Source organism: Nitrospira sp., assembly GCA_024998565.1.
Classification (GTDB): domain Bacteria; phylum Nitrospirota; class Nitrospiria; order Nitrospirales; family Nitrospiraceae; genus Nitrospira_A.
This window is the reverse complement of the sequence record JACOEM010000004.1, coordinates 196,419-210,832: the sequence shown is the minus strand read 5'-3', so window position 1 is coordinate 210,832 and position 14,414 is coordinate 196,419. Positions and strand designations below refer to the sequence as shown.

Here is a 14,414-nt window from a genome sequence, read left to right as displayed (position 1 = left end):
CCCAAGATCTTGGGGATTTACGGATATATGATCATCGAATGCACGTCGTAACCCGCCAGCCGGTCACGTCCGTTGAGGCCTTTCAGCTCGATCAGAAAGTCCAGCCCCGCAATCTCCCCGCCGAGTTGCCGCACCAAGTCGATCGTGGCCGCTGCAGTACCGCCTGTGGCCAGCAGGTCGTCCACAATCAATACTCGCTCCCCGGGTGACACAGCATCCCGATGAATCGCCAACACGCTGGATCCATACTCCAGGTTGTATTCGACTTCATAAATATCGGCGGGCAGCTTCCCCGGCTTGCGCACCGGAACGAAGCCGGCGCCAAGACGGGCCGCCAACGTGCCGCCCATGATGAAGCCGCGCGATTCGATCCCGATGATCTTTGCGATACGCTGTCCTTCGTAACGAGCGGCAAGCTCATCCGCGATGGAGCGGAAGGCCTGCGCATTCTTGAGAAGGGTCGTAATGTCGTAGAAGAGGATACCGGGCTTAGGGAAGTCTGGAACTTCTCGAATGAGGGCTTTGTAATTCATACGTGCAATCGAATCGGGACGTCCTCATAAGAGATCCGCCCGCTTCATGGTTTTCCGTTCAATGATGCCGCGGAGCCTGGCCAGTGCAGCCGTTTCAATCTGGCGGACCCGCTCACGGGTCAGCCCCATCTCTTGGCCGATCTCTTCTAACGTCCGCGACTCGGCCCCGTCAAGCCCAAATCGCGCCAGAATCACGGTGCGTTCCTTTTCAGGCAGCTCTTTCACCCAGGCCATGAGTTCAGCCCGCCGCATCACGCCTTCGGTCGTCTCCGCCGGCGTCAGGCAGAGCGGATCTTCGATCACATCGCGCAGAAACGTATCCTGCCGGTCGCTGATCGGGCTGTCCAGGGAGCAGGTGGTGCGGACCAGCTGCTTCAGATCATCGACTTCCGCAACACTGGTTTTCAGCTTGGCAGCGACTTCGTCGGCCCTTGGTTCCCGGCCCAGCTCATGGACCAGTTGTTCAACTTTACCCAGATACCGGTTCAACCGTTCGACGACATGGACCGGCAACCGGACGAGCTTCCCCTGATTGATAATGGCCCGTTCGATAAACTGGCGAATCCACCAGGAGGCGTAGGTACTGAAGCGGAACCCCCGCTTGTAATTGAACTTCTCTACCGCTTTGATCAGGCCAAGGTTGCCCTCTTCGACGATATCCGCAAAGGGAAACCCCCGGTTCATGTACCGCTTGCCGATACTGATCACCAGGCGGAGATTCGCCTCGATCATTTCCTGGCGCGCCGCTTCGTCGCCCGCCATGACCCGCTTGCCCAATGCCTGTTCCTGCTTGAAATTCAGCAGTGTCGATTTGCGCACCTCTCGAAGATAACTCTTGATCGTGTCGAGGCCCTCGGCCCGCCCGGATTCCGCCGGACGATTGTCCGCTCCGGACTCTTCGGCCTCGGCGTGGCTCCCCGACTCCGCATCTTCGTCCTCTTCCCCGCGCGCCACGCGCGGGCGGCGAGCCGAGACGGGTGAATTCACTGCGCTGTCCTGTCGCACTGCTGCACGTCGAGCCATAATTCCGTTACCTACTGCTTAATCGTAAAGGCCTGAGATCGGCCGGTCGCGCGACTCCACTCCACCTGCACCTGCGTCACACGCGACCCGACGGGGCCCTTCTTGAGATCCGACAGGAATTCCTCAAGGACACCCCGGTTCCCCTCAGCATCCACCGCGACCTGCCCGCCATCGAGATTCTCGACGTGACCCGTCACTCCACGCGAAACCGCCATCCGGCAGGTAAAAGCACGATACCCAACCCCCTGCACACGCCCGCTGACAAGAATTCTCGCGCGCACTGATTCGCCGGTGTCGGTCATCGTCTCGCAGCCCTCCCACTGGTCGAACGTCACGCGCAGAGCGAGTGCCACGCCTAGCATTGGATACTCTCACAGCTCCCGGAGAGCGTCACGCGATTTGCAAGTTTACGCGGCATCACTAGACTCATACGCCTACCTTATCGGCAGGTACCTGGCGAAGCATGAGCCCGTGCATAGACGGCCGAGCCGATACGCGGCGAGAGCAGGAGAGTCACAGTGAAAATGGGTGGCAACCGGCGGAGACTGGCGAAGCGCGTCACCCTATTGCGGCTATGTCCGGATCAAGCAGCCTCTACGTGCGTTGTGTTGTGCTGGGAGGAGACAGAGACGGCGCGCATTTCGAGGTGCGGTTTGACCCAAGTAGAATTTGCGGGAGGTGTGTATCCGCCGGCGATAATGGGGAGAGCTTTGGCTAAGGAGACGCCGGAACAAGCTCTGTTTGGTCGGGGCGAGAGGATTTGAACCTCCGACCCCTGCGTCCCGAACGCAGTGCGCTACCGGGCTGCGCTACGCCCCGACCGGGCAGAACCAGAAACGGGAAGCCGGATTGTCTTACATCACAGGGGTAAAACGCAAGCCGTGTGCATCGGCCACACCTTGGCAGGTAATTCTACCGTTCATCACGTTCACACCCTTGGCAAGACCGGAGTCTGCACGAATGGCTTTCTCGACTCCCTCCGATGCGAGCCGGACTATATAAGGGAGCGTGGTGTTGGTCAAGGCTAGAGTTGAGGTGTGAGGCACGATGCCCGGCATGTTCGTGACGCAGTAATGCAGGACGCCATCTACCACATAGACCGGCTCCGAGTGCGTGGTCGGCCTGGTGGTTTCACAGCACCCGCCTTGATCCACGGCCACATCCACGATCACGGAACCCGGCTTCATTTTCTTCACGAGTGCTCTCGAAACGACCTTCGGCGCGCGCGCCCCCGGCACTAACACCGCTCCGATGACCAGATCGGCATCGACGACGGCGCGTTCGATAGCCGACTCGGTCGCTGCGCATGTCGCGATTCGTCCGCCGTACAGATCGTCGAGAAACCGAAGCCGATCAAGATCCAGATTGATGACGGTCACCCGCGCTCCCATGCCCACGGCGATTCTGACTGCCGACGTTCCCACCACGCCGGCGCCCAACACCACGACATGAGCCGGCGGTACCCCGGGCACGCCGGCCAGCAGGAGACCGCGCCCTCCCTGTACCGTCCCGAGATAATGGGCTCCGACCTGCACGGCCAGGCGCCCGGCAATCTCACTCATCGGCCGCAACATCGGCAGGCTGTGATCTCTGGCCTCGACGGTCTCGTAGGCAATGGCCATGATATCGGCCGCGACCAACGCCTTGGTCAGATCCGGCAACGAGGCCAGATGCAGATAGGTAAACAGCACCTGCCCTGGTCGAAAGAGCGCACACTCGGACAACTGCGGCTCCTTGACCTTCACGATGAGGTCCGCCTGCTGAAACACCTCGGCTTTGGAGCCGGCCACCTGAGCGCCGGCCTGCCGGTACGCGTCGTCTGAAAATCCGCTCCCCTGCCCCGCCGACGGCTCTACCACAACCTGATGCCCCGCCTGCAGCAACACACGAGCGCCGTCAGGCGTCAGACTCACCCGATACTCGTAGTCCTTAATTTCCTTCGGAACCCCGATGATCATAGCCGCCTCCTTGCGCCCCACACCGTTTTACCCTGATACCCCGCATTATACATGGCCGAGCGGGTTTACCGTCAGGAAGCGGCGCACCTTGCTACGCGAAAGTTCAGTGCGGTAAGATTCGCAGACTATCGACCATTTCCCCTTAAGAGGAGCACCTCACGCATGGACGCCGGATCCTGTAATGCCTGCAGCGCCGCGGGCGCACCGTTGATGAAGTTTTCGCTGGGAAAAGATTTCTTCGGGCGGACCTATGACCGGCTGTCCCCCGCTTCGGATCAAAGCCCGAAATGGTATTGTGAACCCTGCTCCATGATGAAGAATCTGCAGCGGGACTTCCGCGACATCCGCGCTGAATTCGACAAACTCGCCAAGGGGCAGGCCTCCGCCCTGTCGGAACCTGAAGCCAAGCAACGGGCGCAGTTGCGCCTCACTGAAATTGCCGCTATCGCAGGCACCCAGGCCGCCGGCTCATCACTCCTCAGCTCGACGGACGTGAAGCAGTTGATCGAGCAATTTCATGCCCGCGCCTGATCCGTTACATCGCACCCTGGAACCTCGGACTTGCTGACATGACCGGCTATCAGCGACATATTTTTGTCTGCACCAACAAACGCGAACCGGATGACCCGCGCGGCAGCTGCTCCAAGCTCGGCTCCGATGCGCTCCACGCCTGCTTCAAGCAGGAGGCCAAGCGACTCAATCTGAAAGGCGTCGTCCGCGCCAACAAAGCCGGCTGTCTCGATTATTGCGCACAGGGTCCGACCGTGGTGGTCTATCCCGAGGGAATCTGGTATCGCGTGACGTCCGAAGTTGACGTGAAGGAAATCATGGAGCGGCACATCGTCAAGGGAGAAGTGGTCGAACGACTCTTGATGGCCGACCAGGCCCCGCTCCCGCTTCTCTCTCCGTTGAAAGCCTAAACTCATCACCCTGCTGACTCGCGCGAGATCTCAATGCCAGCCGACGAGAAATGGAAGGCCAACATGGAAAAGGTGGCCTTTATGAAAGCCTTCCCCGGACTGCTCCGTCACTGGGAAGCACTCGCCGGGAAAACGGTCGAAGCGGTCACCCCGCTCAAGAGCAAGGCCGGCGCGGCCGCACTGATCTGCACAGACGGTTCGTTTGTGGTGCTTCCGCCGCTGACGACGGAGCCTTATGAGTTGGGTGAAGCCCTGCAAGCAGCCCGTAGCTACCTCGAGCCAAAACACCCCGAAGCCTATATCGGATACGATCAGCTGCTGAAGAAAGACAAGGATGCACAACGCACCGCCCGCCTGGAAAATATTCTCGGGGCGATTCGCAACAATATGGAACAGATCCCAGAGTTGAAAGACCGGCTCAAAGACCTGGTCAAGGAGTGGAAGTGAGCAGTCTCCCACAGAAAAACATGTTCGAGATCTTCTCCCAAGGTCTCTTCGAAGGAGTGAAACCCATGCTGGTTATTCGCGATCACCTGGTTCGCCATCCCGACCGGTGCACCCATCAAGCCATTTGCGTCCCCATCTGCCCGACCAGCGCCTGGCTCTCCACACCGCCCTACAAATTCGATCCTTCCCGCTGCCTGGAAAGCTGCCGGCTCTGCCTGGACGCCTGCCCGTCACAAGCGATCTATGCGGTATTCAAGAAAGGCGAAAAATTGCTGGAGCCGCAGAAGAAGTAGAGGAAGTCTGCATGACGGACGGCGCACCACGCACTGGACGACATGAGCGCCGATCCTGATGGGGCGGAACCGCAACGGCATGATCACTGGCTTGTGCCGAGCATCTGTCCGATTCAGCCCTGCCTCCGCCCCCTAGAATGTCGCACTTCTAACCGCGGGCAGCAGCAGGAGTACAGCCAGCAGCACCAACGCGAGCGGCACCGTGGCCTGGAACGAAAGACTTCCTCCGCTCTCAAGGGCATGCCTGCTGAGCACTGCGGCCCACACCAGATTGTAGGCGCACGCCACCCTCAGGCCCCACCGTCGCAAACGCCATAACCCCACAGACGCGAGCACAGCGCATCCGAATTGGAACGACACGGTTGCAACTTCAAGGAGCAGATGCCTTAGTCCGATCACACGAGGATTCACCAGCAGACCGAGCAGCGCAAGGACCGCCAGAACCATGGCCGGAGTGAACCATATGGCAACCACTCCATACATCGCACCGAGCAGTCGGATCATCCAGTGCTCCGCAACACATTTCACGGCAACGGTCGCCCTCCAGAATGTCGGCAGGTCGACGATGCCCTGATCAGACGATCTGCTTCCGCAAGCGCCCCCAGTAGGCCGTCCCTACGTATCCGCAACCGCCCGTGACGGTGGTCATCGCCATCACGCGATAGACGACAGAGCGCGGCGCTTTGATGTTGACCGCCGGGTCGAGGAGATCCGGCGCAGCCGCCACACGTTTCAGCGTTTCACCCGCCAACAGAATCGGCCACATACATGCCAATCGCTGACGAATTTCAAGGCGCGGCAGGGCCATGGTGTACATCCAGCCCTGATCCAAGTGTTCGATTGCCATGTTGATCAAGCGCATCAATACCGGTCTGAACTTCGGCAGGTTCTCTCGATTCAGCAAATCAACCGGAGTCAGGCCCGCCTCACGGAGAAGCCGTTCAGGCACATAACAGCGGCCGCGGTGGAGATCTCGGGCCAGATCCTTCACGATGTTCGTCAGCTGCAATCCCTTGCCGAATCGCACCCCGATGGCCGACATTTTCTTCACATCCCAATCCGACATCGACGGGCAATGTGCGCAGACCATTTGGGTCCAGAATTCACCGACACAACCGGCGACGTAGTACGTGTACTGATCCAATTCGTCCAGGGTCTGAAACGCCGTCAGGTCCTGAGCCGAATCGCCCTGAAAATGTGAAAGATCCATCGCCATCCCGTCCGGCAACACTCCCATCAGCCATCGAATCCGTTCTTGATCGGCTGGATCGAATTGATCATAGAGGGCCAAGCAATCTTCCAATCGCTGGAGCAACACGCGTTCTGCGGAGTCGGCTTGATGAGGAATCAAGCCGACTTGAATTGCGTGCACGTCACTCCGCGCCGCAGCGCTGGAACTGAACTGCGTTCGAAACTGGGTGAGATAGCGGAGGCGCTGTTCGCGGCCGATCAGATCGGTATCGGCAATCGTGTCGGCGGCACGCGCAAACAGGTAGGCCAAGCCCATCTGGTCGCGCACCGTCGCCGGCAGCACGTTGAGGGTCAGATAAAACGACCGGGAAACCTGCTTGAGGATGCCGTGAAGCAGTTCGTGTCTTGCGGAGTCGATAGCCGTGGGGCAACCTTCTTATCTAACTTCCAGCACACCTTCCATCCCCTTCTCCCGATGACTCGGAAAGAACAGGAGCTTCTTGTCGCAATAGAAGGGATACCGACCGGGCGTCTTCACCGTAAACTGCACTGTGACCGTACGGCCCGAGGACACATCCCGTTCGATCGATAACCCCGCAGCCTCGTTGGTGAGGATAAAGTTATGCGGGGTAATCGTGGTGATGCTGGTCAGGAGCAATTCAACCGGCTTTCCGGCCTGGACGATCACATGACCGGGCGTATAGGAGTAACTGTCGAGGATGAGGGTCGCCCGCTGAATGCCGTCGAGTTGATCAACCGGCACCTGAAGCGGCGGAACCTGAGGTGCTTGATCGGCAGCATGCACGAGCGCAGGGGCGATGACCGCGCCGCACATCAGCGCGCAGACCAACCCGACCTGCAGAAAACCAGAGGCCCTGCTCATAGGCAACGGTTCTAGCAGAAGCTCGCGGAGCCGGTCAACCGAGCCGTCGACTTGACTGACCGGGAACCTGGTATTATCTCTCCACAGCGAGACGCAAGAAATCCCCATGCCCAGGGGCCAATAATCAGCTCAGGATCCGGTATAATAACATCCAAGGTTCGTTCCTCTCCGTAGAACGAGGGAGCGAGGAGAACGGACCTCCAAGGAGGACAGATATGAAGTCGTTGAAGGGTATCGGGCTGCTTCTCATTTCGAACATTCTCATTTATCTCACCCTGTCGATTACGGTCAGAGTGCTCGTCAACGTCGTCCTGCCGGCTTTCGGCATCGATGTCCGGGGAGCCTTTAGTCAGGAACTGCTGGTCTGGTCGCTGGTCATCGGGTTCGGCGGCGCATTCATCAGTTTGCTCTTCTCCAAACAAATGGCCCGCGCCATGCTGGATTGCGTTCAAATTACCCAGCCACGCACAAACGCGGAACAGGTGATTTACGGGTCCGTGCGGGAGATTGCCGAACGGCTCCATATCACCATGCCCGAAGTGTGGGTATATGAATCACCTGACCCGAATGCCTTTGCCACGGGACCGAGCAAGAATAACGCCATGGTCGCGGTCTCGACCGGGTTGCTGGCCAACCTGCGGGAAGACGAAGTCAAGGCGGTGCTCGCCCACGAGATGGGGCATGTCTTCAACGGCGATATGTTTTCCACGACGGTGCTCGCCGGCTTGATGAACACCTTCGTCCATTACATCAGCAACTTTGTGTATCAAATGGTAGCCCAGCCACAGGGCGGTGACCGGGAAGAGGGCCAGAGCGGCAGCCCGATCCTCGGCTTCGTGGTCTACATTTTCTTGCAGGTGGTCTTGTCCGTGTTGGCCATGCTGGTCGTCAGCTGGCATTCCCGCCGTCGGGAATATGCCGCCGATGCCTTCTCGGCTAAGGTGTACGGGAAGGAGTCCATGATCAAGGCCTTGCAGGCCATCGATCGCTGGGTAAACCGGGCCCAGTTCGAATATTCGACCCAAGATGCGTTGGCCACGATGAAGATCTCGGGCAACACCTCCGGGTTTCTGCACTTACTCGCGACGCATCCTCCCATTGAGGAGCGTGTCGCGGCGCTGGAACGTCTCTAACCAAGGAGCCTTCATATGCCGATCTCTCGACCGACTTGTTCATGGAAGGTACTGGTCCTCGGACTCGCAGTGGGTCTCGGGCTTGGCGCCCTTGCAACGGGCCTCGGTTCGGTCGATGCGGCGGAACAAGGAGCAACGCGCATGGCTGCCAAAGCTTCGACCGTCTATGATTTCACGTTGAACGATATCGACGGGAAACCCGTCTCGTTGAGTCAATACAAGGGAAAGGTCATCATGCTGGTCAACACCGCCAGCTTCTGCGGGAACACCCCGCAGTATTCAGACCTCGAGAAAATGTATGAGACGTACAAGGATAAGGGCTTTGAGATTCTGGCCTTCCCGGCGAATAATTTCGGCCAGCAGGAGCCGGGGACGAACGAGGAGATCAAGGGATTCTGCCTGACCAAGTACAGTGTCGGCTTCCCGCTCTTCAGTAAGATCAGCGTGAAGGGGAGCGACAAGCATCCCCTGTACCGGTACCTCACCGAACAGAGCCCGTTCCCCGGTGAAGTGGAATGGAACTTTCAGAAATATCTCGTCGATCGCTCAGGCAACGTCGTCGCGCGCTACCACCATCGCACGAAACCGGTGGCCGACGAAGTGGTGAAAGACGTAGAGCGCTTTCTCACGAAGCAGTAAGACCGGTCAGCTTTTCTTCACAAAACTGACATGCGCTCGATACTCTTGGATGGCCGCACTCAGTGCGGCCTTCCCAAGAGGGATATTCGCCTCCAAAGCATCTTCCACCGCCTGATCGTCGATGATCACGTCATACTTGTCCTGCAGATTGGTTCGAACTGCGGTCCCGTCCTTGAACGTCCGCGGCATATAGATTTCAGTCCACACTTCCTTCTCAACCAGGCAGACATCACAGAACCGCTCGTACAACAACGCCAGTTTTTCCGCATCGGTCTCTTTCATGCACCTGCTCCCGGGTAAAACAATCGCACCGCGCCCTCAAGAGGCGGTGAGTGAAGGTAGACCAAGCGACGGGGAATATTCAACGGGCCGGGGAATCGGACGAGGCGGGCGCGGGCGGTTGGTCGGTCACGGCAAAACGCATGGTCCCGACCTGATTCACGGCATGAAAGGGCTGCTGACCTAACGATGTAATATAAATCTTGACCAGATAGTTTCCCTGCGGCCATTGCTCAGACGGTTTCTTCAACTCCAGAAAACCATAGCGCTCGTGGCCCGGCACCTCGAGACTATCGATCACGATTGCACGATCGCCGATCTTTCCGTCTGCGCCCACGGAAAACACTTGAGCGGCAAACTGTGCCGGGTCCTCAAGCGGTGCCACTTCAAAGACGATATAGACGGCCGGAGTATCCGGAGAGAACAGCGTGGTTCCCGGAGCAATGGGCTTCAAGCGGGGATCCTGGGTGTACCATCCCTTTCTCCCGAACGTGTCCCACTCCACCTCATAACCGCGCGCCATCTTGATCCATGTGAACAGCGATTGAGGCACGCCTTTTTGTTGTACATCCAATGAGGGCGTTTCGGTGGGTTCAAACTCTGTCGTGGCCTGCTCCTTCGGAACCATCAGGTCCCGTGCTTCCACGACCGCAACGGAACATCCCACTCCCGCCATCACACCAACCATGACGGCCAGACGGCAGAGGCCCCACCGTCCGTTCATTCCCCTGACTGATTGACCGCATGCAACTGAGATCGGAAGATCCATAGGATTATCGTACTCACTGTGGAGAAGGGGGTCAACCGGCCTGCAGGGATTCATTCCAAACCCCGGCCATGTTGAATGGCTCTGATATAATCCGGACAACCATCACGTATCATAGTGCTCAACATACTTCCGTTGCCATCCACAACCTCATGAACCAACCAGTCCCTCAACAGCAGGCGCCTCTCCCCCTTCATGACCTTGAGCCTTCAGGCAATCTTGCGCAGTCGTCCGATCAAAATCCCAAGGCTGAAAGCCGCCGGTACGGTGTGCGCGATGCGGCCTTTCAAGCGGCCGCGCAGGGCGGCGGGGAACACTATTTCTCGGCCTTTGCGCTGTTTCTGCATGCCTCTCCATTCCACATCGGCATCCTGTCCGCCCTGCCTCAATTGGTCGGCATGATGGCACAGCTCCTCTCCGTGAAACTGCTCCAATATCTCCGCATGCCTGCGCAACTCCTGATCGGTGGAGGCTGGGCACAAGCCCTGTGCTGGCTACCGATCCTTTCGCTTCCCCTGCTCATGCCCGAGCATGGTCCCTGGCTGCTGATCGGCTGCGTCATGCTGTATTTCGCCTTCGGACATGCCACGGCGCCGGTATGGAATAGCCTGTTAGTCGATGTCGTGGAAACGAGCAACCGGGGGGCCTACTTTGCCCAGCGAGCGCGCGTGACGGCGTTGACGAGTTTTGTGGTCCTGGGCATTGCCGGGATGGTCCTGACACTGGGGCAGAAATGGGAACTCAGCTGGATCGGGTTCCTCATCATCTTTCTCGGTGCGGCCGCCGCGCGAGTGGGAGCGACCCGCTGCCAGACCAGGGTTTCCGAACTGGTGCCGGTGCATCATATCGATGCTCCGCATGGATTCAGGCATTTTCTTGCTCAGAGCGCCACGCCGGATTTCCGGCACTTCCTGCTGTTCTCAGGACTCATGCACTTCTCCGTATTGATCTCCGGCCCGTTCTTTGTCGTCTACCTGTTGCGGGATCTGCACTGGTCTTACCTGCAGTATGCAGGCTGGATGGCCAGCAGCATCTCGGCGCAATTCCTCACCCTCGCCCCATGGGGGCAAATCGGCGATCGATACGGGAACAAGACCCTGCTCATGGTCACAGGCCTGGCGGTCCCGCTCCTGCCGATGGGCTACTTGCTGAGCGAACACTATCTGTTTCTACTGAGCCTGAATTTTTTCGGCGGGGTAATTTGGGCGGGACTGTCGCTCGGACTCCAAAACTATGTCTTTGACTCGCTCCGTCCGCACGAGCGCACCAGAGGCGTAGCCCTGGCCAATGCCACCAACGCCATCGGCTGGGGCATCGGGGCGCTGACCGGCAGCTGGCTGGCCACTATCCTCCCGGCGCAATTCTCGCTCGGCCTCTGGGAACTCGCCCCAGCATCCAACCTGCCGTTCCTGTTCTGCCTCTCCGGAGCGCTACGATTGCTGATTGCCCTCAGCATGCTGAAAACTTTCGGCGAGCCACGAGAGATCGGGACGCCGCCACAAGGGCATCTGATGTGGGAGTTGCCGCTGGTGAAGCCACTCGTGGCGCTGCTCCCCTGGAGAAATTCTCGCGTCGCGCCCTAACCGTTCGCGTCGCCATGCCTTGACTGACTACATCCCGGCCGGCTTATGTTCCCGTTCTTCCTGCTTGAGCTTATCGAACCCCCGATCGGCATTGCCCTTCACCTGCTCCAACGACGGTTGAGCCATGGGTTTCGGTTTCTCACTCGCACAGCCAGCCACGAGCACCCCAACCGCCATCAATCCTCCCAACAGGCCGATCACGCGCATCCCCGCACCGACGCTGCCGCTCCTGTACTCCATGCCACGCCCCCTTTCGATCAGCCCATCCGGTTACACACAGACCTGACAAGGCATTATGGGATAGTGCTGCGCCGCGCTCAACACGAAAACGCATCCGGCCCACACACGTTGACTGCCTCCGGCAAAGACGCTATCCTCCGCGATAAGCACCGACGCCTCCTGAAAGGAACCCGATGTCGTTACATGACCGTTTGACCGAAGATCTCAAATCAGCGATGAAGTCGCGAGACCAACTGCGCATGGACGTCATCCGCATGATCAAAGCCGCCGTGCAATACAAGGAAGTCGAGCTGAAACAAGATCTGGACGATGCCGCCATGAGCCGGATCATGACCACGCTCATCAAGCAACGCAAGGAAGCCGCCGAGCAATTCGAAAAGGGCAACCGGCAGGACCTGGCGACGAAAGAACGGCAGGAGATCAGCATCATCGAGGGGTATCTCCCCGCCGCGCTCTCCTCCGATGAACTGGCCCGGATCGTCGACGCCGCGGTGAAGGAATCCGGCGCTACGTCTCTCAAAGACATGGGCCAGGTGATGAAAGCCGTCATGGCCCGCTTGGCCGGCCAATCCGTAGACGGCAAAGTCGTCAGCGATCTGGTCAAAGCCGCTCTTCAACGTTAAATGTGCCGCCGGCACCACCACTCTTAATCTCTTACTCGATTCTGCCGATACGGCTCTGACAGGTCGCATCACATCGATGCAACCCTGGGCATGAACCGCTTTCACCATGCCCGATAGGCAGGTCCAGGACCTGCTCCCACGCCCCCAACCAGACGAGGCCGCGGATGGGTATCCTGATCGTCGACGACTCTCCCGACCAACAGTTGCTGCTGAAGACCATTTTGAAGAAAGCCGGCCATCTGGACCTGTTCATCGCAGACTCGGCGACAGCAGCCTACGACCAGCTTGGCATCGATCAGCCCGAGCCGCCTCAGCACACTCCGCCCGTTGATCTCATCTTGATGGACTTTCTCATGCCGGGCATCGACGGCGTCGCTGCCACCCAACGGATCAAGAGCCTGGAGAGCCTGCGGGACATTCCGGTGATCGTCGTTACGGCCAAGACCGCACTGGGCGATCTGCAGGCGGCCTTTGCGGCCGGGGCCATGGATTACATTACCAAGCCGGTCAACAGTGTGGAGCTGCTCGCCCGGGTGAATTCCGCGCTGATGCTGAAAAAAGAAATGGATTGCCGCAAAACCCGCGAAATGGAATTGCGCCGCAGCAATGCCGAACTCCAGCAGGCGCTGCGGGAAGTGAAGGTGCTGAAAGGCCTGGTGCCGATCTGCGCCTCCTGCAAGAAAATCCGGAACGATCAGGGGTTCTGGCAACAATTGGAAGAATATATCCAGCAACATTCGGAAGCCGAATTCAGTCATGGTCTCTGCACCCCCTGCATTAAAAAGCATTACCCTGGCGTTTACCCAGACTAGCTGCTAGCATCGTCCTACGACACACTTTCAGGGAGACACTGACCATGGGTATCCTGATCGTCGATGATTCGACGGACGATCGTCTGTTGATCCAATCCATCCTCGCCAATGCCGGTTACGAAGAAACCTTTGTGGCGGAGTCCGCCGCCGCGGCGTTCCGGTTGCTGGGGCTCGACGGCCCCCGGCAAATGGCGGGCCGGGTGGATTTGATCCTGATGGATATCGTCATGCCGGCCACCAACGGCATTGAAGCCTGCCGGCAGATCAAAGCCGTCGAACGCTATCGCGACATCCCGATCATCATGGTGACCGTAAAAACGGATCCGGTCGATCTGCAGTTGGCCTTTGCGGCGGGGGCGATCGATTACGTCGCCAAGCCCATCAGTAAGATCGAGCTGCTCACCCGCGTCCGGTGCGTGCTCCGCCTCGTCCATGAAATCGAACGGCGCCGCGCGCGCGAGCAGGAACTGCTGGAGGTGATGCGCCAGTTGCAGGAAGCCAACCAGATGCTGTTGCGACTCTCGTGCCTCGACGGGCTCACCGGGATCACCAATCGACGCCAGTTCGACGACTTTCTGGACCAGGAATGGCGCCGGGCCGCGCGCGAATCGACCCCGCTGTCGCTCATCATGCTCGATATCGACTACTTCAAGACGTACAACGACAGCCATGGGCACCAGGCCGGAGATGAATGTCTTCGCCAGGTGGCCCAGCTCATCTCCAGCCACGTCAATCGCCCCGGCGACTTGGTGGCCCGGTACGGAGGCGACGAGTTCGTCATCGTGCTGCCCGGCACCACGGTAGACGGCGCGGCCCAGGTCGCCGATACGCTCCGGCGCAAAGTCTGTGAAGCAGAGATGAAACATCCGAACGGCGATCCCGTCACCATCAGTCTCGGCTTCGCCTGCACCGTGCCAAGCCGCGTCGCCGCGCCGACCGATCTCATCAGGGCTGCCGACCAGGCCCTCTACCAGGCCAAGCAGGAAGGGCGTAATCGAGCCAAGCAAGCCGGAGTCCTGACGCTCGTGCACCACACGCATAAAGATTGATGACCTCCCGCCGTCGCGACCATCATGTCACCCACTCGCGAG

At 59.1% G+C, this 14,414-nt stretch carries 20 protein-coding genes and 1 tRNA gene; 10 read left to right on the top strand and 11 right to left on the bottom strand.

The annotated features are described in order from the left end of the window. Positions 1-17: 17 nt before the first annotated feature. The 5 genes from H8K11_09000 to ald form a co-directional block, all read right to left on the bottom strand. Positions 18-533 (bottom strand): adenine phosphoribosyltransferase, encoded by a 516-nt coding sequence (locus H8K11_09000; GenBank protein MCS6263884.1) that lies wholly within the window; start codon positions 531-533, stop codon positions 18-20. Positions 534-557: 24 nt separating this feature from the next. Continuing rightward, entirely contained in the window at positions 558-1,556 is a 999-nt protein-coding gene (locus tag H8K11_08995) for a sigma-70 family RNA polymerase sigma factor (GenBank protein MCS6263883.1), read from the bottom strand. Positions 1,557-1,567: 11 nt separating this feature from the next. Next, positions 1,568-1,858 (bottom strand): acylphosphatase, encoded by a 291-nt coding sequence (locus tag H8K11_08990; GenBank protein MCS6263882.1) that lies wholly within the window; start codon positions 1,856-1,858, stop codon positions 1,568-1,570. A 440-nt stretch (positions 1,859-2,298) separates the two neighbouring features. Further along, positions 2,299-2,375 (bottom strand) — tRNA-Pro (locus H8K11_08985). Positions 2,376-2,410: 35 nt separating this feature from the next. After that, complete coding sequence (ald, locus tag H8K11_08980) at positions 2,411-3,514, bottom strand: alanine dehydrogenase (protein MCS6263881.1); 1,104 nt, start codon at positions 3,512-3,514, stop codon at positions 2,411-2,413. Between the two features lie 162 nt (positions 3,515-3,676). Between ald and H8K11_08975 the strand changes: the two genes are divergently transcribed. From H8K11_08975 to H8K11_08960, 4 genes are all read left to right on the top strand, one after another. After that, complete coding sequence (locus H8K11_08975; protein ID MCS6263880.1) at positions 3,677-4,045, top strand: hypothetical protein; 369 nt, start codon at positions 3,677-3,679, stop codon at positions 4,043-4,045. Between the two features lie 38 nt (positions 4,046-4,083). Next, positions 4,084-4,434, top strand: a complete 351-nt coding sequence (locus H8K11_08970; GenBank protein MCS6263879.1) for a (2Fe-2S) ferredoxin domain-containing protein — start codon at positions 4,084-4,086, stop codon at positions 4,432-4,434. Positions 4,435-4,497: 63 nt separating this feature from the next. Further along, complete coding sequence (locus H8K11_08965; GenBank protein ID MCS6263878.1) at positions 4,498-4,881, top strand: hypothetical protein; 384 nt, start codon at positions 4,498-4,500, stop codon at positions 4,879-4,881. Continuing rightward, positions 4,878-5,174, top strand: coding sequence for a hypothetical protein (locus H8K11_08960; protein MCS6263877.1), 297 nt, complete (start codon positions 4,878-4,880; stop codon positions 5,172-5,174). The genes H8K11_08965 and H8K11_08960 overlap by 4 nt, the downstream gene beginning before the upstream one ends. Positions 5,175-5,306: 132 nt before the next feature. Here H8K11_08960 and H8K11_08955 read toward each other — a convergent pair whose 3' ends face one another. The 3 genes from H8K11_08955 to H8K11_08945 all read right to left on the bottom strand — a co-directional run bounded on the left by H8K11_08955 (position 5,307) and on the right by H8K11_08945 (position 7,248). Then, a complete protein-coding gene (locus H8K11_08955; GenBank protein MCS6263876.1) occupies positions 5,307-5,678 on the bottom strand; it encodes a hypothetical protein in 372 nt (123 codons plus the stop codon). A 70-nt stretch (positions 5,679-5,748) separates the two neighbouring features. Beyond that, positions 5,749-6,750, bottom strand: coding sequence for a squalene/phytoene synthase family protein (locus tag H8K11_08950; protein ID MCS6263875.1), 1,002 nt, complete (start codon positions 6,748-6,750; stop codon positions 5,749-5,751). 51 nt (positions 6,751-6,801) lie between these two features. After that, positions 6,802-7,248 (bottom strand): cupredoxin domain-containing protein, encoded by a 447-nt coding sequence (locus tag H8K11_08945; protein ID MCS6263874.1) that lies wholly within the window; start codon positions 7,246-7,248, stop codon positions 6,802-6,804. A gap of 215 nt (positions 7,249-7,463) precedes the next feature. Here H8K11_08945 and htpX point away from each other — a divergent pair, with 215 nt between their 5' ends. Together htpX and H8K11_08935 are read left to right on the top strand one after the other, a co-directional pair. Further along, positions 7,464-8,381, top strand: coding sequence for a protease HtpX (gene htpX / locus H8K11_08940; protein MCS6263873.1), 918 nt, complete (start codon positions 7,464-7,466; stop codon positions 8,379-8,381). Positions 8,382-8,522: 141 nt separating this feature from the next. After that, on the top strand, positions 8,523-9,020 hold the full coding sequence (locus H8K11_08935) for a glutathione peroxidase (GenBank protein MCS6263872.1): 498 nt from the start codon (positions 8,523-8,525) through the stop codon (positions 9,018-9,020). A 6-nt stretch (positions 9,021-9,026) separates the two neighbouring features. Here H8K11_08935 and H8K11_08930 read toward each other — a convergent pair whose 3' ends face one another. Both H8K11_08930 and H8K11_08925 read right to left on the bottom strand, forming a co-directional pair. Then, entirely contained in the window at positions 9,027-9,302 is a 276-nt protein-coding gene (locus H8K11_08930; protein MCS6263871.1) for a hypothetical protein, read from the bottom strand. Positions 9,303-9,381: 79 nt separating this feature from the next. Then, positions 9,382-10,023: a hypothetical protein gene (locus H8K11_08925; GenBank protein ID MCS6263870.1), complete on the bottom strand. Its 642-nt coding sequence runs from the start codon at positions 10,021-10,023 to the stop codon at positions 9,382-9,384. Between the two features lie 194 nt (positions 10,024-10,217). On the opposite strand from H8K11_08925, the gene H8K11_08920 reads away from it, so the two are divergent. Next, complete coding sequence (locus H8K11_08920) at positions 10,218-11,648, top strand: MFS transporter (GenBank protein ID MCS6263869.1); 1,431 nt, start codon at positions 10,218-10,220, stop codon at positions 11,646-11,648. 27 nt (positions 11,649-11,675) lie between these two features. Here H8K11_08920 and H8K11_08915 read toward each other — a convergent pair whose 3' ends face one another. Then, entirely contained in the window at positions 11,676-11,888 is a 213-nt protein-coding gene (locus H8K11_08915) for a hypothetical protein (GenBank protein MCS6263868.1), read from the bottom strand. 173 nt (positions 11,889-12,061) lie between these two features. On the opposite strand from H8K11_08915, the gene H8K11_08910 reads away from it, so the two are divergent. From H8K11_08910 to H8K11_08900, 3 genes are all read left to right on the top strand, one after another. Beyond that, entirely contained in the window at positions 12,062-12,511 is a 450-nt protein-coding gene (locus H8K11_08910) for a GatB/YqeY domain-containing protein (protein MCS6263867.1), read from the top strand. Between the two features lie 164 nt (positions 12,512-12,675). Next, the gene (locus tag H8K11_08905) at positions 12,676-13,323 is read left to right on the top strand and encodes a response regulator (protein ID MCS6263866.1); all 648 of its coding nucleotides are present in this window, start codon (positions 12,676-12,678) and stop codon (positions 13,321-13,323) included. 44 nt (positions 13,324-13,367) lie between these two features. Next, a complete protein-coding gene (locus H8K11_08900) occupies positions 13,368-14,372 on the top strand; it encodes a diguanylate cyclase (GenBank protein MCS6263865.1) in 1,005 nt (334 codons plus the stop codon). Positions 14,373-14,414: the final 42 nt, after the last annotated feature.

Bases quoted from the DNA above. Each gene is read 5' to 3' on its own strand.
- H8K11_09000 (MCS6263884.1), bottom strand. From the start codon at position 533: ATGAATTACAAAGCCCTCATTCGAGAAGTTCCAGACTTCCCTAAGCCC.
- H8K11_08995 (MCS6263883.1), bottom strand. From the start codon at position 1,556: ATGGCTCGACGTGCAGCAGTGCGACAGGACAGCGCAGTGAATTCACCC.
- H8K11_08990 (MCS6263882.1), bottom strand. From the start codon at position 1,858: ATGACCGACACCGGCGAATCAGTGCGCGCGAGAATTCTTGTCAGCGGG.
- ald (MCS6263881.1), bottom strand. From the start codon at position 3,514: ATGATCATCGGGGTTCCGAAGGAAATTAAGGACTACGAGTATCGGGTG.
- H8K11_08975 (MCS6263880.1), top strand. From the start codon at position 3,677: ATGGACGCCGGATCCTGTAATGCCTGCAGCGCCGCGGGCGCACCGTTG.
- H8K11_08970 (MCS6263879.1), top strand. From the start codon at position 4,084: ATGACCGGCTATCAGCGACATATTTTTGTCTGCACCAACAAACGCGAA.
- H8K11_08965 (MCS6263878.1), top strand. From the start codon at position 4,498: ATGGAAAAGGTGGCCTTTATGAAAGCCTTCCCCGGACTGCTCCGTCAC.
- H8K11_08955 (MCS6263876.1), bottom strand. From the start codon at position 5,678: ATGATCCGACTGCTCGGTGCGATGTATGGAGTGGTTGCCATATGGTTC.
- H8K11_08945 (MCS6263874.1), bottom strand. From the start codon at position 7,248: ATGAGCAGGGCCTCTGGTTTTCTGCAGGTCGGGTTGGTCTGCGCGCTG.
- htpX (MCS6263873.1), top strand. From the start codon at position 7,464: ATGAAGTCGTTGAAGGGTATCGGGCTGCTTCTCATTTCGAACATTCTC.
- H8K11_08935 (MCS6263872.1), top strand. From the start codon at position 8,523: ATGGCTGCCAAAGCTTCGACCGTCTATGATTTCACGTTGAACGATATC.
- H8K11_08930 (MCS6263871.1), bottom strand. From the start codon at position 9,302: ATGAAAGAGACCGATGCGGAAAAACTGGCGTTGTTGTACGAGCGGTTC.
- H8K11_08925 (MCS6263870.1), bottom strand. From the start codon at position 10,023: ATGAACGGACGGTGGGGCCTCTGCCGTCTGGCCGTCATGGTTGGTGTG.
- H8K11_08920 (MCS6263869.1), top strand. From the start codon at position 10,218: ATGAACCAACCAGTCCCTCAACAGCAGGCGCCTCTCCCCCTTCATGAC.
- H8K11_08915 (MCS6263868.1), bottom strand. From the start codon at position 11,888: ATGGAGTACAGGAGCGGCAGCGTCGGTGCGGGGATGCGCGTGATCGGC.
- H8K11_08910 (MCS6263867.1), top strand. From the start codon at position 12,062: ATGTCGTTACATGACCGTTTGACCGAAGATCTCAAATCAGCGATGAAG.
- H8K11_08905 (MCS6263866.1), top strand. From the start codon at position 12,676: ATGGGTATCCTGATCGTCGACGACTCTCCCGACCAACAGTTGCTGCTG.
- H8K11_08900 (MCS6263865.1), top strand. From the start codon at position 13,368: ATGGGTATCCTGATCGTCGATGATTCGACGGACGATCGTCTGTTGATC.